Here is a 23,227-nt window from a genome sequence, read left to right as displayed (position 1 = left end):
GCCCGTCGCGTCTTACAGAAGAATCGTTTCTCTCATGGATTTCAAACAGCTCTGGCTCAACGCCCAAGACCTCTGGGGTGCCCTCGATCAGCACCCGCTCCTGCACGCCGGCCTGGCACTGCTCCTGTTGTTGGTGATCGCGCTGGTACTCGGACGAGTGGCGCGCTACCTGATCCTGCATGCCAGCCGCATGCTCGGTCGCCAGCCCGCCCTGCACTGGATCAACGACTTTCGCCATAACAAGGTGTTTCAGCGTCTGGCGCAGATGACGCCGTCGCTGGTGATCCAGTTCGGCCTGCACCTGGTGCCGGAACTGAGCAAGACCGCCATGGTGTTCCTCGGCAACGTGGCGCTGGCGTTCACCATTCTGTTCCTGCTGCTGTCGGTCAGCGCCCTGCTCAACGCACTGCTGGACATCTACGCCCGTACCGAACACGCTCGCACCCGCTCGATCAAGGGTTATGTGCAACTGGCGAAAATGGTCCTGTACGTGTTCGGCGCGATCATCATCGTCGCCACCCTGATCGACCGTTCGCCGCTGTTGCTGCTGTCGGGTCTGGGTGCGATGTCGGCGGTGATCCTGTTGGTCTACAAGGACACCCTGCTGTCGTTCGTCGCCAGCGTCCAACTGACCAGCAACGACATGCTGCGGGTCGGCGACTGGATCGAAATGCCACAAGTCGGCGCCGATGGCGATGTGGTCGACATCACCCTGCACACGGTCAAGGTGCAGAATTTCGACAAGACCATCGTCTCGATCCCGACCTGGCGCCTGATGTCCGAATCGTTCAGAAACTGGCGCGGCATGCAGCAGTCCGGCGGGCGGCGGATCAAGCGCAGCCTGTTCATCGACGCCAGCGGTGTGCGCTTCATCCGCGACGATGAAGAGGAGAAACTCTCCCAGGTGCACCTGCTGACCGCCTACATGGGCCGCAAGAAAGCCGAGCTCAAGGCCTGGAACGAGGCGCAGGGCAATGTCGCGGCGATGTCGGCCAACCGTCGGCGCATGACCAACATCGGTACGTTCCGCGCCTATGCCTTGGCTTACTTGAAGAGCCACCCGGAGATCCAGCCGAACATGACCTGCATGGTCCGCCAGATGCAGACCACGGCTCAGGGTATTCCACTGGAGATCTACTGCTTTACCACCACCACGGTGTGGGCCGATTACGAGCGGATCCAGGGGGATATTTTCGATTACCTGCTGGCGGTGCTGCCGGAGTTTGGCTTGAGCCTGTATCAGCAGCCGAGTGGTGGGGATTTGCGTTCCGGGATATTGCCGGCAGTCCTTGGCGCGAGCCATATTCCCGAGGCCGGGAAACAGATCATGTAATGACACAACACCTCCGGAAACGCTCGGCAAAATGCGTCGAGTGACCGGAGGTTTGGAGCAGGCCCGTTCAAAAGTGACCTAGCACCCACTTTTGAACAGCGGGAGTGTCATTTATGTCGCCATCGAAAACATACCGCGGTTCATAACTCTGATTGTTTCCCCGCACCCGGCCTCTCCAGACTTTCAATGGCAACCAAAACTGGGCCCCGCTCGGCAAAACCTGAGCGCCAATATCGATATATACGGTGTCAGCACTCGTTGGTAACCCGAACTGGATCGCTCCTGGAACGGCCAGTACGGCGTCTGCAAAATCCAGACAGGCACTCGCACAGAACGAATCAGTCACCAGCACGAGTTGACCCTTGAAAGTTTTCTGCTTCAGGTCTTTCGAGCGATCTTGATCGAGCGAAGATGTATCGGGCTGTCGCAACCAGTCGGCCTTCTCCTGCAGTGCAGCGTTCATGGACTTACGCAAGCCTGAAACAAAGGTATAGGCATCGCTGCCTTTCCCGTAATCACGTTCGGTACTGGCCAAAGCGCTATCGAGCGTTGAAAGTGCAAGAGGAGACACTCGCCACATTGCATACGAACGAGAGGATCGGTCCAGACTTTCTACAAACCTTTCACCCAACAACGCAGACAGAATCCTCGCTCCGACCAGACTGTTACCGCCACGATTGCCGCGTGTATCGAGTACAACCAGTCTGGCATCATCAATACTTTCGAGAACATCAAGCATCTCCTCGAGGGATGCGTTTTCGGATGCCGAAGGTGCGAAATTCGACGCATGAACCCAATAACGTCCGTCGCCGAGTTTCAGGACCGTCTGAGGTGGTTGAGGTTGATACAGGAAATCCGCTAATTGCCCGCCATCCTCCTGCCATAACAGATCGTAGTTTTGCTTTACTCCACTCGACAGAACAACCTGGCATTTGCCCGCCCGTTTTCTGGCCAACACTGGATAGTCCCCATCATCAACAGTCAAATGCTTCGCAAGGTGATTCCAGGTGGATTGCAAATCCAGTCGGCGATCTATGTAGGGTGATATCTCATTGCTCACTATCTCGCGAACTGTTTTACCGTCACATGAAATGACTCTGGAACCGATTGGCGGCAACGGTACCGGCCAGCCCTTCGCAACACGACTGACAACAAAATCCTCCCCTCTCTTGTCCAGAATGAAACCGGCCCACGAAGACTTGTCCTTTTCGGATTGATAAATGCCTACATGGCCATCCTTGAACCCTGAAATATAGAAACCCAGAACAGCTTGGGTATCTCTTCTGGAACCGACAAGGAGGGACAATTGCCTTGCCTCCAGATAGCCCCGTTCGACCCAGTCAGTGAAGTCTTTATTTTCTTTATCTATGGCCCCCGGATGGGAGCTAACTATCAGTTGATGAACCGCGGCAAGATCTTTGACAGCCAGGTCTACAAACCCGGCCTTGTGAGTATCCTTAGCCAATACAGAACCGGTAGCAGCGACACTCATCAGAACAATGGCCAAAACTTTATTATAAAAATTCAAATCGAAATTATTAATCATGCAAAAGCACCAAACCAAGGGAAATCATGATCACATGGATATATTCTGGTCATTGCGTACAAGTACACCAACGCTCGCAGCCAATCGAATTCTGGCGGCTCTCCATCGTGCCAGCGACTGTACATACTGCTGGTTTGCATTGGCGAGTGCAGTCTGAGCGTTCAAAAGTTCGATGATTGAACCAACCCCGGCCCTGTATCGCCCCTTGGCCACTCCCGAAGACTCCTCGGCCGAACGCACCAGACTTTTTGCTATGTTGATACTCTCGTTCTCGGTTTTTAGGTCCGAGTAATTCACCCATATGGCATTGGTAACGCTCAGCTCAGCCTGCCTTAACAGAGCCTCTTGAAGCTGTATGTTTTCGTAGGCTTCGGAAACTCTGGAGCTGTTTCGAAACCCTTCAAATAACGGAAATGTCAGTTTTAGCCCAACCTCCATCGCGTTGTAGTCCTTGGAATTTTCCTGAGTGTAACGTTTCTCGGAATAAGAACTTACAAAAGACAGACTGGGCTTCCCTTCGGAGATAACCGTTTGCAGATGAAACCTACTGGCTTCAAGCTGGGCTCTGGCAGAAAGAACGGATGGATGCTGCGCTGCCGCCTTCTGAATCAATAATTCTAGCGATTTGTTCAAGTCATCGGAAAAGACAGACTCATCAAGCTTGTCGATCGCTATTTTCGCTCCCGGATCCACACCTAATGTATAGGTTAATTGCGCCACTGCCTTTTGGTAGTTTCCTTGTGCTCTGACGCGATCAAGGATCGCCTCTGAATGAGCTGTTTGAGCCTGCAGCAAATCTGCTCGCGCGCCCACTCCCGCAATGTATTTGGCCTGCGCAGCCAGAAAGCTTTCTTTGGCCGCCGATTCATTATCAAGGCTCGAGACAATCACACCTTTCGCCGCGGCAACGGCAAAATAGTCTCTGGAAACATCGGACACCAGAGACAACGATTCTGAATCCTGAGCCAGGACTGCCGACAGTAATAGACTATTGTTTTCCTCAACACTGCCGCGCCTTCCACCGAAATCCAGCAGCAGCCACGACAGATTCAACGAAGAGCCCCATGAAGACTGTTCATTTGCAGCCGCCACGTCCTTGAGTACGTCGCTATTCAAGTACAGGCTTGGCAAATAAGCAGACCTGGCCGCAGCCACCTTATGTTTCTGAATTTCTATATTAGCTCTCGCTCTGAACAAGTTTGGATTCGCACAAAGCGCAAGTTCCAATGCTTCATCAATACTCAGAGACTCATCCCATGCACATCCAGAGGAGAAGTTTTCCCTCGTTTTCTCAGGACTCGAGCCTGGATTTATTGATGTATCGAGATAAGCCACCTCTCCGCGCCGGGAAACGTCAGACATCGGCGCCGCGCAAGAAAGTAAAGGCACCAGACCCAGTGCTGCCAATAACACAGGCGAAAAATACTTGTGCATTTCAAGACCGCCTCATCTGAATCACGCGGTCGGCCGCTGCAATGGTATCAGGTCGATGAGCAACAATAATCCGTGTCATTTTCAAGCTGGCCACAGCACTGTTAACTTCTTTTTCCTTCTCCAGATCGAGGTGACTCGTCGCCTCATCGAGTAAAAGAATCCGGGGACGTTTATACAATGCACGGGCCAGAAGAATTCTTTGTTTCTGACCGCCGGAAAGAACACTTCCCATGTCGCCAATAGATGTGTTGTAGCCCATCGACATTGACCGTATGTCCTCATCGATAGCGGCCATCTTCGCACACGTCTCCATCCACTCCTGATCAGGTTGATGATCAAAAAAGCAAATGTTATCGGCAATCGATCCAGAGAACAGATCATCATCCTGAAGAACAGTACCGATCATGCTTCGTAAATTCTCGATCCCCACCTTGTTAATATCCAGACCGCCGACCAGAACTTCTCCAGAAGTCGCCTTGAAAATACCAAGCAACAAATTCAGCAAGGTCGTCTTTCCACAACCAGAAGGCCCGGTAATGGCTACAAATTCACCTGGAAGCACTTTGAAATTTACATCCGACAAAACTTCCTTTTCATGATCACCATACTTGTAGCTCAGCCCTATCACTTCGATACTTGGCTCGACACCTTTATTATAAGACCCGGCATCTTCGACCATGAGTTCTGGCTTCGTCAGCACTATATCTGCAAGCCGCTCACCTTGAACCTGAAGCATCTTCACTTCAAAACCTTTATTGATCAGCGCGGTGAGCCTCAAATTGAAAATCGACTTATAGGCTATGAATGCCATCAAAAAACCGATAGAAAACTTCCCATCGATTACCATACTGACACCATAGTAGATGATCAATATGTTTTCTATACCAGTAATTACACCTATTGCGCCATGATATAAAATATGAATCTGCTGCGCTTTCAAATCCAGATTAACTTGGCTTACAAGCATCGATAGCCAGGACGCCCTTCTATCCTCCTGACGTTGGAATAACTTTATCGCACGAATACCCCTCGCTGTTTCCAGAAAATGGGTTTCCTGTCGGGCGGAATGTATGATTTGCTCTTCTGTCGCCTTCTTCAAAGGCACAAACCATAAAAAACGTATTGCCAGATACAACGCAAGAGCCATAACCGAAATCGAAGCAAGGAATGCACTGTAGTAAAACATCATGCAGACAATCGCGACCGACATGACACCGTCGAGCAGCGCTTCCAACAGCGATGTAGTGAGCGTTCTCTGAACCTGATCAATAGAAGAGAATCTCGACGTTATATCGCCGAGACTCCGTTTCTCGAAGTACTCGATCGGCAAACTTATAAGGTGCTTAAATATATTGGCCTTGAGCTGTATATTCAAATGCGTACCAAAATACAACAGCATTCGAGCCCTTATAAGCTTCATGAATTCCTGGGCCAACATAAGCCCCCCAAAAGCCAGCGCAAGCATGACTAGCAGATCGACATCAAACGCCGGCAAGACATTATCCAGCGTCAGTTGCAGAAACAAAGGGGACATGAGCGACATTAATTCTAATGCTGATGCCACCGCCAGAACCTTTGCCGCTGATCGATAGGCTCCACGAACATTCCCGATGACCGATGTTATCCCAACACGCGGCGGTTTTTCCTTTAATTCGAAGCCTGGATTCGGCCATAGCTCAAGGGCGATACCAGTGAAAAATTTTGAAACTTCTTCGTATGCAACCGTCCTCTTTCCAAGCGCAGGATCATGTATGACAAATCCCGTCTTGTTGACCTCTACCAACACCACGAAGTGGTCAAAATTCCAATGGAGTACACAGGGTAACTTGAGACTGCTCAAACCGGCCATTTCCAGCTTTACCGGACGGCTATTCAAATTCATTGCATTTGAGATCTTTACGAGCCCACGCAGAGTCAATCCTTGCTGGGAAACCGAAAATCGCTGACGGATCTCTCTTAAATCCGTGTGATATCCAAAATGACTCGCAATCATCGCGACGCACACCAACCCGCACTCCGAACGCTCGGACTGATGAATGACAGGTGTACTGTTTTCGGAATGAAAATTTATTTTTCCAAGCAACTCTTTCATTGTCACTTCCAGTTATATCTTGCCCGTTATCGAATAGATCGGTTCAATAATCCACTCGTATAACTTTCGCTTCTCCAGCATGACATCCGCGTCCAGCAGCATTCCCGCTCGTAAAGGCGTGACGTCGCCGTAGGCTTTTATATATTGACGTTCAAGTTCAACCGTCACTCTGTACATCGGTTCTTTGCTGGATTCAGGATTCGCTATTGGCGGCAACTCAGTGGGAAGAAGAGGAGCCTCGGATATCTCCAGAACCGATCCTTTGGCCTGTCCGAACTTCTGATAAGGAAAGGATTGGTATCTCACGCCTACCACCGCACCTTTGCGGATAAATCCGATTGCACGACTGGGAACAAACAAATGAGCCTGAAACTTTGATCCGCTTGGAACAATGGCTGCCAGTGCCTCGTCAACCTTTGCCGTCTGACCAACGTTTCCTCTTATCGCTGTAACGATGCCATCACTTGGAGCGGAAACAACGGTTTCATATTTCGCTTCATTCTCTACTACTTCCTGATCGATAACCTGCAAGCTCCGTACGAGTTCCTCTCTGACATTCGATTGCGTCAGCGGCGTGCTTGATATATTACGTAAAACGGTCGCATATTTATAATCAACATCTGCACGACTCCGCTCCAGATCTTTCAGGCGAATTTTCTGTTCAAGTAACTCTTCCTGTTTCTGATCAAGTTGTTCTGGAGCAATATACCCTTGCTCCATCAACCCTTTGTAGCGTTTCACCGAGCTTTCCGACAACGCCATCTTTCGGACAGCGAGCGATATCTGCTGATCAAGATTATCTCTTTCACGCGTCAGCGTAGAGGCATTATTACGCAACGCTTCCATCTCTAGCTCATGAATATGCTCTGTCGTCCTTATTGCAGACGCCAAGCTACTTCGTTTGTCTTGAAGAGCAGCATTGATGGTTTCTTGTATGGCCAGTTTTTTTTGGCTCTTCCTGTCACTGGACAAAACAAAAAGTGTGTCACCGGCCTTGACTGTCTGCCCTTCACTGACAGATCTGGTCTTGATCAACCCGCTTTGGACCGCATATATCTGGGTAACACCACTCTCTGGAATAAGCTCTCCATGCGCTGTAACACGCTTCGTGTATTGCCCACCAAACAGAAATGCAACTGTTATCAGGGTAAATACAATAGCGAAAATAGATATCAGCGTATGATTGATCGGGCTCGCAAGTATAATTTCTCCGTAGATTTCATTTTTGCTCGCCTTGGCAACCAGCGCCTCTTTCCTGAACATAATATTACTCATGAAATTTTACGCACTGGCAAGATACAGAACATCATGAAAAATCAATGAGCTTACGATTTTTGTCAGGGGCGCTTGTGGCACACGAAGTTGCACCGACAACTCGTCAATGGACAAGCCATTCTGCGCTGAAAGCAGCTTGATCACTTTCCACTCAATACTATTGATCGGTATTTTTATTCCATTGACCACGCAGCTTTCATCACTGACAGCAGCGTAATGACTGCTCAAGTTTAATTTCGAACTCGTAGACAGATTATCATCCTGCCCAAACACATTCGCATTTATGTCAAATCTCGTGTTCGTTCTGCTTGAGGAAATAATTGTCTGTTTGAACAGACTGAGATTCTCTTCACTCATGACTTCCAACCTGACTTTTTCAAACGCCAGCTCGAGATCATTAGAATCGCTTTCCGAAAAGCCAATTCTTTTTCTGCATTCAAGATGCTTTTCGAGAAACTTGTTACATACCCATTCGACATAGGTGCTGATATGCGTAGTGTGCACCCCTACCGCCACATGAAAAGTCGGCTCTCCCAGGGCTATTGCACTATGCCACCAGCCACGAGGGACATATAGAAGGTCACCCGCCTCCAGCACCGTATCCAGGACAGGTATTTCAGAGCACTCGCTCTTGAATTCCTTACTGGTTTGTCCTGGCATCGGAAGTTCGAACGTAGGTGGGTAGATCCTCCACCTTTTCCGCCCTACCAACTGAATGGCAAACACATCATGGCAGTCCCAGTGGTTTCCAAAGGCTGCCTGCGGGTTGAACGCCAAGTAGCCGTTACCCAGTGTTTCCTGATTCACCACGCCGGAAATTTCCTTACAGAGGCTATCTATGTAATGAGAGCTTTTGTGCACTCTATTTAGAATCAGCGTTGCCCCTTCCTGCATCAGTTTGTAGAACTTTGGCTTGATGATCGTCTTGCGTGGCTTTCCTACTTCGTTATAAGTAAAAACGTACTCATTCTCCGGTATAAACGTGCCATTATGGAGATTGACACCGGGGGCTTCCGGCTCGATCGTACCAAGAATATTATCTATATCGGCGAGCGTGAAGACATCGGCTTTAACCGCGCCCCGACGAAGAAAAAAGTTTTTTTCCTGAATATTATTCAAGAAATACTCATTCGACACTCCAAGATCAATAAGCATTCAAATCTCTCGACTGCGGCAGGATGGAATTACGGATTAGCTGGCACTTACAACAGGAATCAGATTCGGTAACTTGGGCAAACCGACCGCTGGACAACTTAGTATTTTTTTGTCATCCGAGTACCCCCTCATCCATAGATTCATCCGTTCCGAATCCAGCTCGACAGTTCCGTTCTCATTTATTTTCCCGACAGAGTTTCTGTCATCTGAAAGCATCACAGTACATTTCTGTATCGTTCCATCTGCGCGTATCGCGAGAGAGTTGGGACGCGACGCATAACAAACGTAAGTACCGTTATCAGACTTGCTGACGGTTTTTTCATTCAACAGCTCATTCAGCTCTGCAATCGTTGTGAGCCTTTCGCTTTTTGACAGCAAAACTCCTGACGTATCGTTCGGACCGCCTAGGTTTTCAATGGTCTTCAGAAATACCTTGAATCTCGAATCAGACAAGAATGTCTGCTTTATTTTTTCAGCCAGTCTTTTTACAGACGAGACGTTTTCTTTGGTGAGATGAACCCTGAGAGTAACATTGAAATCCAGGGTTGAATCTTTCAATGCCAGGAGGTTTGACCATATCCTGTTGAACGTGCCAGCGCCTGAGGCAAGCTTTCTGGTCTTGTCGTGGCCAGCCTCAAATCCGTCCAGCGAAATCTGATAGTTCCGCTGATTCAAGCCACAAAGTTTTTCTGCCAGATCGAGTGTCAGGAGATATCCGTTGGTGGTCAGAGCCCCACTGAAATTCACACCGGCCTGATCACAGGCTTTTTTTGCGAATTCACTTAATCCGAGAACCAGATCTTTCGCTGCAAGCGGCTCGCCACCAAACCACTGGAGATGGAGATTATCCAGTTTTGGCAACCGCCTGCCGATGAGATTCCTTATTCCTTCCTGAGTCTTTTCATCCATTCGCCCTATCAGAAAATCCTCATAACAGTAGGTGCACCTAAAGTTACACTGCTCGGTAGGATAAAGAATGAGCTCCAGGCTTTTCGGATTGAGTGTTGCCAGAATATTTTTATCTAGATCCATCTAACTTACTCATCATTCTATTTATGTGAGTGGAGTACCAGACTGGTACTCCACGCTTATCACATCAATCAACCATCCTGGTCATCACCGCAACTCGAGTTAACAGGTGGCGAACCGCAACCACCGTTCACGGGAGTATCTCCGCACTTGGCATTGACCGAACCACCGTTACAGCCGATGTTGACTTCCCAGCCACCGGCAACGGCATCCAGTACTTCCAAGTCTGTAATTTCATACGACCCATACTCGTCAAACTCAACGAGTTCAGTACCACTGGCTTTATTTTCCACGGCTATTCCTTGCTGTCTTAATGTTGCAGGCACGCTTAAGTTTGACTAAACATGCCCATTTATTCGTGAAAACAGTTTCACGAAAACTTAGATAGAGGTAAATTTCGCGCACAGACATGCCGACTCACAGCGTGTCACTGGAATCGATGTGCGTGCGTTAGTTAAATGTTTGGAGAGGAAATCATAGCCAATCCCTAGCTAATAGAAGTACCGTTCAAAGACGGCTGGTCCGAGGCGCGGGATCATAATTGCGTTACAAACCGAAGGCAATACCAGCCGATAGTAATTATTACTATTTTTTTTCGAGAGCCAGCCCTTCCATCTCTTGCATCTAAAAAAAGACATAGCAAAGGCTTCTAACCTTTAGCAAGTACATTCCTTGCAAATCCAAAAAACTTACACTTTACCTTACACTTTCACCTACTAATCGATAACTAACGGACCCGTTCTTTTAACCTTGCGGGCTATTCGGGCGTCTCATGGCTGTTATGTCACCCGAACCTTGCAGCTTCGATTGCAGTCGGCCGCTGGCCATCACCGTGACGTCGCCCGATCTCTGTGAAAGGATCGATACCTTGTCCGCCGACATTTTTGTCGTGTTTACATCACCCGAGCCATGGATCTGGATCGACAACTCCCTGACCTTGCCATCAGCCGAAATATCTCCAGCACCATAGATGTTCAAAGCAAGCCGCTCCTGAGCCACACCCATCACTTTTACATCACCACTGCTCTTGACCGTGATGTCAGGGACTTTACTGACTCCGATCCTGACCAACGCACAAGGCAGAGCCTTGCTTTCTGTTCGTGCATTGATCACCAAAGAGCTCCCGGTGGAATCCGTCGATACCGGAGTGCTCCCACACTTGAGTTTGAGCGGCGAACTCAGTTCATGGCTGAGTATCAGGTCGCCCTCTGCAAAGTCCGCTTTTATCGAGTCGATGAACGCCTGACTTTCGCCTACGATCTCGAAAACAGGATGTTCTGATTTGAAGACTTCGACATCCACAATGGTTGCTACGGTTAAGAACGTTGCGCCCTGCAATAGGCGGGCATCCAGGATTCTGGAACGGCTCGCTACAGGCCGTTTTTTTGCAATTGCCGACGCCGACGCTCCATTTTCAGCAACCGACTGCTCCGTTTCGAATGAAGCCGTCGAATTTGCCTTGGCTGAATCGCTTTTGTCTTGATGTTTCATTCCCACATGGCCTAGTTCCACCAGGCAGCCCAACAGGAAAACAGCCAAAACCACTTTGCAATGCGCAGATCTCACACAAGTCATCCTTTGGTTTCGTGCTCATCTATAGCCGCAGGGTAGCCATAGTCGCATCGATTTCGAATGGCGGCGACGATAGCGGCTTTTAATTCAGACTACGAATCCTCAGACGACAGTAGGCCCTGTGGGAGTGGCTACCACAGGGTCTACTGTCTTCAGTTTCGAAATGTCGGGTTACTTGACCTGCCGCTGCGGCGCCTTGTGCACCATGGTGTAGGCGTAATCGACGCCCATGCCATACGCGCCGCTGTGTTCCAGCACCAGGTCCATTACGGCCTGATACGTGTCTTTGTGGGCCCAGTCACGCTGGTACTCAAGCAGCACTTGCTGCCAGGTCACCGGTACTGCGCCGGCCTGAATCATCCGCTGTACCGACATGTCGTGGGCTTCCTTGGTGGTGCCGCCGGACGCGTCGGTGACGATGTACACCTCGTAACCTTCGGCCAGGGCTTCCAGGGCCGGGAAGGTCAGGCAGACTTCGGTCCACAGCGCGGCGATGATCAGTTTCTTGCGCCCGGTGGCCTTGACCGCGTCAACCAGCGCCTTGTCTTCCCAGGAGTTCATCGAGGTGCGTTCGATCGGTTTCTGCTCAGGGTGTACCGCCAGCAGTTCCGGCCAGATGTAGCCGCTGAAGCTTTCGGTTTCGACCGAGGTGTAAATGGTCGGTACGTTGAAGATCTTGGCAGCCTTGGCCAGGCCGACGGTGTTGTTCTTCAGGGTCTGGCGGTCGATCGACTGTACGCCGAAAGCCATTTGCGGCTGGTGGTCGATCAGGATCAGGGCGGAGTTGGTTGGGTTCAGCAGTTCACGGATAGACATGGCGCGTTCCTTTTGATGTCGATTCAAAGTTTCGATCAGGTATTGGTGAGTCGAGGCGGCTTGCCGTCTTCGGCGTTGTTGTCTCGGCTTGGATGTCACTTTAGGGGCTAGCCGATAAAGGGACAATTCCCTAAAATCGAGAATCATTGATTCTAAAATAGGGACAATCATGGATCGCATCGAATGCATGCGCGCCTTCGTGGTGACGGTCGGCGAAAACGGCTTTGCAGCCGCCGCCCGGGCCATGGACGTGCCCCGCTCGAAAGTCAGCAAACAGATTCAGGCACTGGAAGAAGCCATCGGTGTGCAGCTGCTGCAACGCACCACCCGCAGCCTGCACCTGACCGAGGCCGGGGCCGAATATTTCGAAGCGGCGCGGGAAGTGATTGCGGCACTGGACGAGGCCGAGCAGCGGGCGCGGGACGGGGTGGGCGAATTGCGCGGGGTGTTGCGGGTCAACGCACCGATGTCGTTCGGCCTGCGGCGGCTGGGCAAACTGATTCCGCTGTTCCACGAGCAGCACCCGAACATCGAGCTGCAACTGGTGCTCAGCGACCAGCAGGTCGATCCGGTGCGCGGCGGGTTCGACGTGACCATCCGCATCGCCAGCCTGCCCGACTCGACCATGATCGCCCGGCAACTGGCGCCTGCCCCACGAATCATGGTCGCCTCCCCCGCTTATCTCGAACGGGCGGGCACGCCGCAGACTCCGCAGGATCTGCGCTCACATCAATGCTTGAACTACGGCTATCTGCAGAGTGGCGTCAGCCTGCAACTGTGCAACGGCAAGGAGACCCAGCGCGTCAACGTCACCGGGCCGTTGCACGCCAACAATGGTGACTTGCTGGCGCAAGCGGCCGAGGCCGGGATGGGCATTGCGCTGCTGCCGGACTTCATCGTCGAAGAGGCGCTGGCGGCCGGGCGGCTGGTGCCGGTGCTGTGCGAATGGCAAGCCCCGGCGATCACCATCAACGCGGTGTATTCGTCAGCGCGGCGGGTGCCGCAGAAGACCCGGGCGTTTATCGAGTTTCTGGTGGGGCAATTGGCGCCGGAGTAGTGCCGGCTTCCTGGGCAAACTCCAGTGGATTCCTGAACATCACATACACAGGTTCCAGGCCCGAATCGGCAGGGAACACCACGACATAGTCATCGTAAGCAAGCGTTGCCGGAGCGGTGAATGTTTCCAGTAATGGCACCGGCGATGATCGAACCGTGCCCAGTCGATAATCAGCAATGGAGGTGGGTGGCCGGAAAACCTCCAGCGTGTCCGGATGGCACCAGCTCACAGTGATGGGTGTGGCTCCATCGGCGGTGAAACGGTAGGTTTGAGAAGACTCATTCCAGATCGCGGAGCGAACTCTTACGCCAGACGCCGTAATTGCAACACTGCTCGGTGCCAGTTCCACCTGAAACAAGGTTTTGATTTCTCTGACGCCCTGCGACAGGGTGCCGACCGGCACGGCATAAGTACCGCTAGTCATTCTGAACGGAACATTGACCCTTCCAAGGGTTGCCGCCAGAGACAACCAGTCCGTTCCTTCAATCGGCAGAAATTCCGCCAGAGGAACGCAAACTCCATAACGGCCAACTTCCGCTCGGCTGCGAAAGTCGAACCGTAGCACTGCCGCATACTGAACTTGATCGGTCCGGGCGTTTGAAGTGATCTGCCAGGTGAACTCTGCCACCGCCGAGCGAATGGCTTTTTGCAGATCGACACGAGGTCCTTCCAATGTTCGTGAAAGTGCGCCATCGACCAGGATTGCCGGGCGTGCATTGACGAAAGCCAGCGGGGCAAACAGCTGCCCTCCGACCTGCGCGGGCCCGAGTTGCTGCTGATCGCGTAGACCAACAAGTTGAGTCTGCGCCGTAGACAACAGCGCTTCGGCCTCAGTTTGAAGCTGTCTGAGACGCGCATTAAGTTGATTCAACTTCGCCCCATAGCCGTCATAAACAGCACTGATCTGCTGCGCAATACCTTGCCACTGTCCTTTTTCCGCCCGAGCGTACGTGACTTCGCGCTGTGCATTGTCTCTTTTGAGTTGCACGCGCAGCTTCCAGAATTGATAGCGTTGCAGGGCAAGGCGGGACTCAAATTCGCTTCCCTCCAGCGCACGTATATCCAGTTCTCGTTGAGCAATGAGCACTTGCGTACTCAGTTGCTGGCGCAAATGGCTGATGCGCAGTTGCAGATCCGCGAGTGCCGCCTGGGCGGCGCGCTCGGAAACGGCCAGATCGGCAATGATTTTTTGCACCTCAGCCTGAGTCTGGGCAATGCGTTGTCGGATTATCTGCGCTTGGTCCAGCGGCGCCCGTGGCCCTTGCGCAGGCGCAACCGCCGCAGAAGCGGCCTGCCCTTTGAACGCAACCCGGCCCTGTTTGCGGTGCCAGTCTTTGACGTAGTAAACGACCGAGCCACTGGAGTTCGGATTGGGATCATCCTCGGGGTGATAGAACAACAGATCGGCCCCTTTGGGATGACCTGAAATCCGGTCGAAATGATTGATCAATCGGTCGTGATCCGCTTTGGGCATATCGACGGCCCAGATCCGCTCGACCAGTGCCAGGAACTCCGGCTCGGTGTAATCGCCGAGGGTTGGTTTGAGTTTCATGGTTTTTAACTTCCTTGTAGGTCCGCATGACACCGGAGGGCATTCAAGCGAATGCCCTCCGTCCTTGGTCACTTGCTTCAAAGTTACTCAGGTTTGAAGCCAGGTTTGTTATTGAGCGCGCGCCACTCTTTCACTTCTTTCAGAATGCCTTCGGGGCTGTCTTCACGTCCTTCCTTGGGGTAGAAGATGACGTCCGAGCGGTCGGGGTGTTCGGTGACAAGCTCGAAATGTGTTACGCGTCTCATCATGTAGCGATCAAACTCGTCACCAGACAGTTCCTCTCCGCCCTCAAAAAGCTCTGTAAGAAACGCTCGGAATTCGGACTCTGTGTAGTCTTCGATACGTGCAGTATTTTTCATTGCATATCCCTTTCCTTATGAAAAATCATTCTGGCTTAAATCCCCGCTTATCGCTGAGCACGATCCATTCTTTCACGACACGCAGAACACCTTCAGGCGAACTTTCCTGCCCCTCTTTCGGGTAAAAAATCACATCCGAGCGATCAGGATGCTGCGTCACCCGCTCGAAGTGTTCTACTCCCTTGATTATAAAAGCGTCGTAATCGTCAGCAGACATATCATCTCTTTCTTCATAAAGAGCGCGCAGAAACTCTAAAAACTCCACCTCGGTGTAGTCTTCAAGATTGTCTTTAAAAATCACAACATATCTCCGGAAAACACCATTCTGACACTTAGTTTTGCTACTTTTCCACCATGGTAAAAACCAACGTTTTGACTTGCATGTCAGCGGTGTATTGAAACACCACCTTTTTACCTGGATAGGTATTTTGATCGAGTAGATAGGATTCCCAACCTCCAGTTTGACCCATTGGCTTGGGCATCTTTATCGGCCCCCGGGTCTCCATAGCCGCTCCGAAAATTGCATGAACATCGGTTTGTGTCATAACCGACTTGAAGGGCGTTGGAAGATCACCTTCGTAAATGACAGTCATAGGCATCGTTTTGACCAAGGTGATAAATACGCTCTCCAGCTTCTTGGACTCGGCGAGAAATGTCAGCTCCACCCCGTTTTCAATCTCAAGATCTTGCAAGTCACACCCCGGATATAGCTCCACCAGAGGCTGTTCATCAAGCAACCCCTGTGTGACTAGAGCGCCAAAAGGAAGCCCTACACCTGCAATAAGCTCACTAATCTTCAAAGAATTCATCAATACCACCCCTGCTCTTTGTGAAGACCATGTAGTTTTTTACGTCCAGCTTCAACTTCCGCCTCAGCAAACCCTGCTTCCAACAATCCAGTTTTTATCGCATCAAAATTCTGATCGACTGAACTCTCGATATTGATCGCATCTTGTCCTTGTTTTGAAGAGGTATTACGCCCCCCGTAGGTTTCACTAAATTTTCGATGCACATTAAACGGTATGGCAATGCTAGGAGCCCGTTGAAGAAAATTTCGACGCTCACGCGGAGACATATGGGGAAAATTATTCCGCAGGTACAACTCCAATGCCTTCTGCGAAGGAATATGGTCAATATCCAACCCATCCCCCCTGCTTCGCCCACTGAGTTCGTTGTACGGCCCGACCTCCAGCGGCTCAACCGGTGGACCGGCAAACACCAGATCCGGTGAAGGCAGCTCCATATCCCCCGGGAACCCCGGAATACTCGCACCCGCCTGCCCTTCATCGACAGCCGGAAACGTCTCGTTTGCCGGTAGGATCGGGATGAACGGGTTGCCGGGATAAGCCGTGGGTGTCGACGGGGAAATCGGTGTGGTGGTCGGCCCGAGGTGTTCGCTGCCCGGCGGCACCAACGGGGTCCAGGTTCCAATGCCCACTGTAGGAACCGGCCATGGCTGAACGGCGGGTAGAACACCACGTCGTCCGTGGGCACTTTGCGGCGCGACGATGCTGACCCGGTCAAGATTGAACGGGTTTTCGCCGACTGATGCATCGTCCTGAAAACGCAGTTCGAACTCGCGGCGTTCTCCCACCCATGTGCTCTTCGGCGCATAGGGGGCGAAACCTTGCTCGACGCGTTTTTTGTTGACCTTGTCGAATTGGCTGGTCAACGCGGATTGCTCACCGAGTGTTTGCCACAACACTTGGTCAAACGCGCCGAACGACTGAATCTCCCGCCCACGCAACTGGTCGCCGATCTGACTGGGAATGGCTGCACCGGTGCTGCGGCTGGCGGTGTTCCACCAGTCAGCCGTCGCGGGTTGACCGTTACCGGTGACAACGCCCGCGCCCAAGGGTGGCAAGTTGAAGGACAGGTACATCGGCGCCGAACCCGGCACGCAGATAATGCAGTCCTGAATGCGCAGGTCGACGCCCTTCGGCAAGTCCTGAACAACCGGTGGCAGCAGCGCTATCCGGCCCTGACTCGGAACCTCTTTGGTGATGCTCGCATCGGGCGTGAACTGCAGGTGTCGGGGTGGTGAACCGGGGACTTCTGCGGTGTAGTTGCCCGTCAGCGGATCAGGCACCGCATTGATGACCGGCACACTGGGGCTGATCTCGTTACCGGTGGTGACGGCAATGACGGCGGTGCCTTGCGCAACGGCCTCAGGCTTGAGCCGATAAGGCATGTCCACCGACCCGCCGGAATCGGCTATCGAGCGCAGCGTCTGCTCATCAGAAAGCCCCAGCACCTCGGCAGGCACGGCGACAGACTGAAACAATCGTCGTCGCTGCTCCGGCGTCAGTTCTCCATCACCCAGCGTTGGCGAATACACCAACCCGCCGATCAATACCGTGGACGGATGGGGAACCAGCATGGCGAGGGGAAGGTGTTTGACCGCTTGCCGTACACCTGCCTCGATGAGTGCACCCGCTTGCTGGGCGACGAGTGCTCCGGAACGCGTCAACACCATCGCGCCGTGCGTCATCGACGACATCGGAACGGTCAGCGTATTGGCCTGCCGGGTTCGACTGACCCGCGCATCTTCATCGGCCTGTTGCTTGAATCGAACCCGTGCCTCGCGTTGCGCAGCGTATTGGCGCTGAGCCTCCCAAACCGCTTCCCTTGCACGCCAGACCACGGTCTGCTCGGCGTGATGCCTGCCTAGAGCTGCGGACTTTTCCCGCAGGGCATGGATCTGCGAGGTAAGTAATCGCGCCTCATGGGCGGCGGTGTAAGCGCTTTCCCAGATCCGGTGGCCGTCGTCGAGCGCCTGGCCGAACTGGCCGAGTCGTGTCAGGTAATCGTTGGAAGTTCGAATCAGCGGATCCTGACCATCGAAGGCGCGGGCGGTCGCGTTCTTTGCATCGAGGTCTACGGATTTGCGGGCAATCAGCCCGTCGATTTCATTTTTTTCCTTGGTAATCAGGTAGAGCTGCCAGCGCTCGCTGTAGCGGCTGTCAGGGGCCCTGCGCGCCGCCAAAATCTCCTGATCCAGAAGCGGCGCAAGTTGCCTGGTCCTTTCGGCAAAGCGACGATCGACCTCGGCCCTGATGGCGTCATGTCGCTGAACCAGCCCCGCCAAAAACTGCCTGTGCGCCAGTTGGCGGGCCTGTTCCTGAGCCTGTGCGGCGGCGGCCTGTGCCTGGTTTGCAGCTTCCTGTGCCTGAGCCGCCGCTTGGGCTTGCTCTTGCTGTTGTTTTTGCCGGTGCGCCGCCTTGGCCCGCGCCCGAGCCTTTTGTTTGCTCTTGCTGACCTTGCCGAAGCCGCCCGAAACCCCGCCACCGCCACCAAAACCACCACCCGAGCCGCCACCCGAAGCAGGCGGCCCGGTTCGGATGACGACGCTTCCCGACGTTCCATCGTTGAAATTGTTCTGTGCCATACAGTCACTCCTTGTCTGTAGGGCACAGCGTGTCGATCAAGCGGTAGTCAGGTGCGGTACATAGTTATCGCGGTGGAAATAAGGGGTGGAATGACAATTCAGCCAATGGCCTGCGGTTTGCGAATCCCCAACCGGCTGATCCACACCGCCGCCAGAATCACGCTGCCACCGAGGAACAACCGCCCGAGCTCTTCGTGCTGATTCCAGATCAGCAGGTTCAGCAGCAGGCCCACCGGCACGTGCAGGTTGTTCATCACCGCCAGGGTGCCGCCGTTGACCAGGCACGCGCCCTTGTTCCACCAGTACAAACCGAGCGCGGTCGAGACCAGACCAAGGAACACCAGCACGCCCCATTGCAGCGGTGCTTCGGGCAGGAAATTGGATTTGCCGAACAGCAGGAACGCCGGCAGCGCCACCGCCAGTGCGCCGAGGTAGAAGAAACCAAAGCGCCGGTAGTGCGGCAGATCGCTCGGGTGTTTCGCCACCAGATGCTTGTACAGCACTTGCCCGGCGGCGTAGGTGAAGTTGGCCAGTTGCAGCAGCAAAAAGCCCATGAAGAAATCCGGGTTGATCCGGTCGTAGCGGATCACGGCCGCGCCTGCGACCGCCACCAGTGCGGCGATCAGCGCCCACGGATTGAAGCGTCGGTTGAGTGCGTCTTCGATCAGCGTTACGTGCAATGGCGTGAGGATGGTGAACAGCAGCACTTCCGGCACCGTCAGCACGCGGAAACTCAAGTACAGGCAGACGTAGGTCACGCCGAACTGCAACGCGCCGATCAGCAGCATGCCGCGCATGAACGCCGGTTCCACCGAGCGCCAGCGGGTCAGCGGGATGAACACCAGCCCGGCCAGCACCACCCGCACCAGCACCGCAAAGTAGCTGTCGACATGACCGGCCAGGTATTCGCCGATCAGACTGAAGGAAAACGCCTGGATCAGCGTGACAAAAAGTAGATAGCCCATGCTCGCCTCGATTTCGAATGGCGGCGACGATAGCGTTTTTTGCCAGCCATCGCTAAATCCCGGGCAAAAAAAAGCCCGATCTCGCTAAAGCGTTCAATCGGGCTACAGCACTCAGGAGCAACAAGTGCAAAGGGAGGTTCGATGCGCGTAGAGCCTTGAAGGGGTTGCGCCAGGTCACTAGAACAATCGGCGATTATCTGGCGATTAACATATCAGGCGACCTGGGACAGTTTGGCGTTGGCCTGGTTGAGGCCTTTCTCCTGGAAGTCGCCGCCCAGGTTCATGCCTTCAGCGTGGATGAAGGTCACGTCGTTAATGCCGATGAAGCCCATCACCTGACGCAGGTACGGTTCCTGATGATCCGCCGGGCCGCCGGCGTAGATCCCGCCGCGAGCGGTCAGCACGTAGGCACGCTTGCCGCTGAGCAGGCCTTGCGGGCCGGTTTCGGTGTATTTGAAGGTCACGCCGGCACGCAGTACGTGGTCGAGCCAGGCCTTCAGGGTGCTCGGAATGGCGAAGTTGTACATCGGCGCCGCCATCACCAGCACGTCGGCGGCCAGCAATTCATCGGTCAATTCGTTGGAACGGTCCAGCGAGGCCTGCTCGCTGTCGTTGCGCTGCTCGGCGGATTTCATCCAGCCGCCCAGCAGGTTGATGTCCAGGTGCGGTACCGGGTTCACGGCGAGGTCACGTACGGTGATCTGATCGGCCGGATGCGCCGCTTTCCACTGACTGATGAAGGTCTGGGTCAGTTGACGGGAAACCGAGTCTTGCTGGCGGGCGCTGCTTTCGATGATCAGAACGCGGGACATGTTGTGTAGCCTCCATCCGAGAATGTTGTAAGTCGATGGAGTGAAGGTTAAACAGTGCCGTATCGATGAAAAAGCGCAAATAATTGCTGCAAAGCATCGAAAAATTCGTTTAGATGCAAGCCGTAGCCTGTGGAAGCCCGCTCCCACAGGCCCGTGACGCTATTTCGGGGTGCAACTCAGCTTGATGCGCAGCTTGATGATGGTCCGGGTGAACTTGGCCGTGGCGTTTTTATGCTTGCCCGCCGCCACCTCGATATTGCGCGTGCGCGGCGCTTCCGGGCCGTTGGTGAATACCACCTTGCAGGTCGCGTCGACGTCGCCGTAGTTGTTGACCTGGATGGAGCCGATGTCGTTATCGGTGTCGAACGCGTTGTAGTCGATCTTCAGGCCGTTGAGGTCCTTTTCCACATCGATCGGGTAGGCGAACGCAGTCAGCGGAAGCAGCGCCAGCAACACACAACAGAATTTTTTCATTCGGCAGTCTCCATGAGGGACCGCCAGCTTAGGACAAGAGGAGCTATTGATGAAAGCGCCCCGCGTGACCCTTGATCAATGGCGAACGTTGCAGGCCGTGGTCGACCACGGCGGATTCGCCCAGGCCGCCGAGGCCCTGCACCGTTCGCAATCGTCGGTGAGCTACACCGTCGCCCGCATGCAGGATCAACTCGGTGTGCCACTGTTGCGCATCGACGGTCGCAAGGCTGTGCTGACCGAAGCCGGCGGCGTGTTGCTGCGCCGCTCACGGCAATTGGTGAAACAGGCCAGCCAGCTGGAAGACCTTGCCCATCACATGGAGCAGGGCTGGGAAGCCGAAGTACGGCTGGTGGTCGACGCCGCCTACCCGAGCGCCCGTATCGTGCGCGCATTGACCGCGTTCATGCCGCAGAGCCGTGGCTGCCGGGTGCGTCTGCGTGAGGAAGTGCTGTCGGGCGTCGAAGAAGTGCTGCTCGAAGGCGTGGCCGATCTGGCCATCACCGGGCTGAGCATTCCCGGTTATCTTGGCGCGGAATTGAGCGATGTCGAATTTGTCGCCGTCGCCCATCCTGATCATGCGCTGCACCGGCTCAACCGCGAGCTGAGCTTTCAGGACCTGGAAACCCAGATGCAAGTGGTGATCCGCGACTCCGGCCGCCAGCAACCTCGGGACGTCGGCTGGCTCGGCGCCGAGCAGCGCTGGACCGTCGGCAGTCTCGCCACGGCTGCGACGTTCGTCAGCAGTGGCCTGGGATTCGCCTGGCTGCCTCGACACATGATCGAGCGGGAACTGAAAGACGGCTCGCTCAAGCTGCTACCGTTGGACAGAGGCGGCAACCGCAACTCCAGCTTCTATCTGTATTCGAACAAGGACAAACCCTTGGGCCCAGCCACGCAAATCCTCATCGAACTGCTGCGCACCTTCGACACCCTGCCGCTGGACGCACCGTTCGCCGCCCCCGAACAAGCCTGACACGGAGTTCACCGATGGCGTATTTCGAGCATGAAGGTTGCAACCTGCACTACGAGGAATATGGCCACGGCGATCCGTTGCTGCTGGTTCACGGTCTGGGCTCCAGCACTCTGGACTGGGAAATGCAGATTCCGGCGCTGGCCGCGCATTACCGGGTGATCGTCCCGGACGTGCGCGGTCACGGCCGCTCCGACAAACCCCGCGAGCGCTACAGCATCGCCGGCTTCAGCGCTGACATCGTCGCCCTGATCGAGCATTTGAAACTCGGCCCGGTGCACTACGCCGGGCTGTCCATGGGCGGCATGATCGGCTTTCAGCTCGCCGTCGATCAGCCGCGGATGCTCAAGAGCCTGACCATCGTCAACAGCGCGCCCGAGGTCAAGGTGCGTAGCCGCGACGATTACTGGCAGTGGTTCAAGCGCTGGAGCCTGATGCGTGTGCTCAGCCTCGCCACCATCGGCAAGGCCCTTGGCGCCAAGCTGTTCCCCAAACCGGAGCAGACGGATTTGCGTCAGAAGATGGCAGAGCGCTGGGCAAAAAACGACAAACGTGCTTATCTCGCCAGCTTCGATGCGATTGTTGGCTGGGGGGTCCAGGAACGACTTTCCCGGGTCACCTGTCCAACCCTCGTCGTCAGCGCCGACCGGGACTACACCCCCGTTTCGCTGAAAGAAACCTATGTCAGACTGCTGCCCGATGCGCGGCTGGTGGTGATCGCCGATTCGCGCCACGCCACCCCGCTCGATCAGCCCGAACGCTTCAATCAAACGCTGCTGGAGTTCCTCGCCACAGCCGATAATCACCCTCAGGATCACTGACCCATGCTGAAAAAACTCGCCCTCGCCGCCGGCACCGTGCTGTTCGCCGCCAACCTGATGGCTGCCACGCCGGCAAAAGCGCCGCACGTGCTGCTGGACACCACCAACGGCCAGATCGAAATCGAACTGGACCCGGTCAAGGCGCCGATCAGTACCAAGAACTTCCTCGAGTACGTCGACAGCGGCTTTTACAACAACACGATTTTTCACCGCGTGATCCCGGGCTTCATGGCCCAGGGCGGCGGCTTCACCCAGCAGATGCAGCAAAAAGACACCAAGGCCCCGATCAAGAACGAAGCCAGCAACGGTCTGCATAACGTTCGTGGCACCCTGTCGATGGCCCGTACCTCCAACCCGGATTCGGCCACCAGCCAGTTCTTCATCAACGTGGCCGACAACGCCTTCCTCGATCCGGGCCGTGACGCCGGTTACGCGGTGTTCGCCAAAGTGGTCAAGGGCATGGACGTGGTCGACATCATCGTCAACTCCCAGACCACCACCAAACAGGGCATGCAAAACGTGCCGGTCGACCCTGTGATCATCAAGTCGGCCAAGCGCATCGACTAAGCTTTACAGG

At 54.1% G+C, this 23,227-nt stretch carries 22 protein-coding genes; 5 read left to right on the top strand and 17 right to left on the bottom strand.

The genetic code is table 11. The features are described from left to right. Positions 1-34 precede the first annotated feature (34 nt). Positions 35-1,333, top strand: a complete 1,299-nt coding sequence (locus ACEN93_RS24355; protein WP_495610611.1) for a mechanosensitive ion channel family protein — start codon at positions 35-37, stop codon at positions 1,331-1,333. Between the two features lie 67 nt (positions 1,334-1,400). Here the strand turns inward: ACEN93_RS24355 and ACEN93_RS24350 are convergent, their stop codons facing one another. From ACEN93_RS24350 to ACEN93_RS24310, 9 genes are all read right to left on the bottom strand, one after another. Next, positions 1,401-2,879: a S41 family peptidase gene (locus ACEN93_RS24350; RefSeq protein ID WP_495610610.1), complete on the bottom strand. Its 1,479-nt coding sequence runs from the start codon at positions 2,877-2,879 to the stop codon at positions 1,401-1,403. Between the two features lie 30 nt (positions 2,880-2,909). Next, positions 2,910-4,313, bottom strand: a complete 1,404-nt coding sequence (locus ACEN93_RS24345; RefSeq protein WP_495610609.1) for a TolC family protein — start codon at positions 4,311-4,313, stop codon at positions 2,910-2,912. A gap of 1 nt (position 4,314) precedes the next feature. Continuing rightward, positions 4,315-6,405, bottom strand: a complete 2,091-nt coding sequence (locus tag ACEN93_RS24340) for a peptidase domain-containing ABC transporter (protein ID WP_495610608.1) — start codon at positions 6,403-6,405, stop codon at positions 4,315-4,317. A gap of 12 nt (positions 6,406-6,417) precedes the next feature. Next, positions 6,418-7,668 carry an HlyD family secretion protein gene (locus ACEN93_RS24335; protein ID WP_495610607.1) on the bottom strand — a complete coding sequence of 417 codons (1,251 nt, stop codon included), beginning with the start codon at positions 7,666-7,668 and terminating at the stop codon, positions 6,418-6,420. 18 nt (positions 7,669-7,686) lie between these two features. Next, entirely contained in the window at positions 7,687-8,835 is a 1,149-nt protein-coding gene (locus ACEN93_RS24330; protein WP_495610606.1) for a JmjC domain-containing protein, read from the bottom strand. A gap of 36 nt (positions 8,836-8,871) precedes the next feature. After that, positions 8,872-9,867 carry a radical SAM protein gene (locus ACEN93_RS24325; protein ID WP_495610605.1) on the bottom strand — a complete coding sequence of 332 codons (996 nt, stop codon included), beginning with the start codon at positions 9,865-9,867 and terminating at the stop codon, positions 8,872-8,874. Positions 9,868-9,935: 68 nt separating this feature from the next. Continuing rightward, the gene (locus tag ACEN93_RS24320; protein WP_410237583.1) at positions 9,936-10,157 is read right to left on the bottom strand and encodes a hypothetical protein; all 222 of its coding nucleotides are present in this window, start codon (positions 10,155-10,157) and stop codon (positions 9,936-9,938) included. Positions 10,158-10,608: 451 nt separating this feature from the next. Then, positions 10,609-11,430, bottom strand: coding sequence for a GIN domain-containing protein (locus tag ACEN93_RS24315; RefSeq protein WP_495610604.1), 822 nt, complete (start codon positions 11,428-11,430; stop codon positions 10,609-10,611). Between the two features lie 177 nt (positions 11,431-11,607). Further along, a complete protein-coding gene (locus ACEN93_RS24310) occupies positions 11,608-12,252 on the bottom strand; it encodes a hydrolase (protein WP_179692324.1) in 645 nt (214 codons plus the stop codon). 169 nt (positions 12,253-12,421) lie between these two features. On the opposite strand from ACEN93_RS24310, the gene ACEN93_RS24305 reads away from it, so the two are divergent. Further along, positions 12,422-13,309: a LysR family transcriptional regulator gene (locus tag ACEN93_RS24305; RefSeq protein ID WP_210711170.1), complete on the top strand. Its 888-nt coding sequence runs from the start codon at positions 12,422-12,424 to the stop codon at positions 13,307-13,309. Here ACEN93_RS24305 and ACEN93_RS24300 read toward each other — a convergent pair. The 8 genes from ACEN93_RS24300 to ACEN93_RS24265 form a co-directional block, all read right to left on the bottom strand. Further along, a complete protein-coding gene (locus ACEN93_RS24300) occupies positions 13,272-14,861 on the bottom strand; it encodes an S-type pyocin domain-containing protein (RefSeq protein WP_414882341.1) in 1,590 nt (529 codons plus the stop codon). The two genes, ACEN93_RS24305 and ACEN93_RS24300, sit on opposite strands and share 38 nt — an antisense overlap. Before the next feature lie 83 nt (positions 14,862-14,944). After that, on the bottom strand, positions 14,945-15,220 hold the full coding sequence (locus ACEN93_RS24295) for a bacteriocin immunity protein (RefSeq protein ID WP_103385759.1): 276 nt from the start codon (positions 15,218-15,220) through the stop codon (positions 14,945-14,947). A 25-nt stretch (positions 15,221-15,245) separates the two neighbouring features. Beyond that, on the bottom strand, positions 15,246-15,521 hold the full coding sequence (locus ACEN93_RS24290) for a bacteriocin immunity protein (protein WP_103385760.1): 276 nt from the start codon (positions 15,519-15,521) through the stop codon (positions 15,246-15,248). 40 nt (positions 15,522-15,561) lie between these two features. Continuing rightward, a complete protein-coding gene (locus ACEN93_RS24285; protein ID WP_103385761.1) occupies positions 15,562-16,029 on the bottom strand; it encodes a DUF6392 family protein in 468 nt (155 codons plus the stop codon). Further along, complete coding sequence (locus tag ACEN93_RS24280) at positions 16,029-18,608, bottom strand: pyocin-S2/colicin E7-DNase domain-containing protein (protein WP_495610603.1); 2,580 nt, start codon at positions 18,606-18,608, stop codon at positions 16,029-16,031. Before ACEN93_RS24280 ends, ACEN93_RS24285 begins: the two co-directional genes overlap by 1 nt. A gap of 98 nt (positions 18,609-18,706) precedes the next feature. Further along, positions 18,707-19,573, bottom strand: a complete 867-nt coding sequence (locus tag ACEN93_RS24275) for a carboxylate/amino acid/amine transporter (protein ID WP_103385763.1) — start codon at positions 19,571-19,573, stop codon at positions 18,707-18,709. A 212-nt stretch (positions 19,574-19,785) separates the two neighbouring features. Next, positions 19,786-20,385: an FMN-dependent NADH-azoreductase gene (locus tag ACEN93_RS24270; RefSeq protein WP_011332962.1), complete on the bottom strand. Its 600-nt coding sequence runs from the start codon at positions 20,383-20,385 to the stop codon at positions 19,786-19,788. Positions 20,386-20,544: 159 nt separating this feature from the next. Then, complete coding sequence (locus tag ACEN93_RS24265; RefSeq protein ID WP_011332961.1) at positions 20,545-20,859, bottom strand: hypothetical protein; 315 nt, start codon at positions 20,857-20,859, stop codon at positions 20,545-20,547. A gap of 49 nt (positions 20,860-20,908) precedes the next feature. Between ACEN93_RS24265 and ACEN93_RS24260 the strand changes: the two genes are divergently transcribed. The 3 genes from ACEN93_RS24260 to ACEN93_RS24250 are packed head-to-tail and all read left to right on the top strand — an operon-like array spanning position 20,909 to position 23,217. Then, complete coding sequence (locus ACEN93_RS24260; RefSeq protein ID WP_011332960.1) at positions 20,909-21,832, top strand: PA3225 family LysR-type transcriptional regulator; 924 nt, start codon at positions 20,909-20,911, stop codon at positions 21,830-21,832. A gap of 14 nt (positions 21,833-21,846) precedes the next feature. Further along, positions 21,847-22,650 carry an alpha/beta fold hydrolase gene (locus tag ACEN93_RS24255; RefSeq protein ID WP_163974256.1) on the top strand — a complete coding sequence of 268 codons (804 nt, stop codon included), beginning with the start codon at positions 21,847-21,849 and terminating at the stop codon, positions 22,648-22,650. 3 nt (positions 22,651-22,653) lie between these two features. After that, complete coding sequence (locus ACEN93_RS24250; RefSeq protein WP_011332958.1) at positions 22,654-23,217, top strand: peptidylprolyl isomerase A; 564 nt, start codon at positions 22,654-22,656, stop codon at positions 23,215-23,217. Positions 23,218-23,227: the final 10 nt, after the last annotated feature.

The sequence above is a fragment of the Pseudomonas sp. Pseusp21 genome (assembly GCF_059492145.1).
This window is presented reverse-complemented; position numbering and strand designations above follow the sequence as displayed.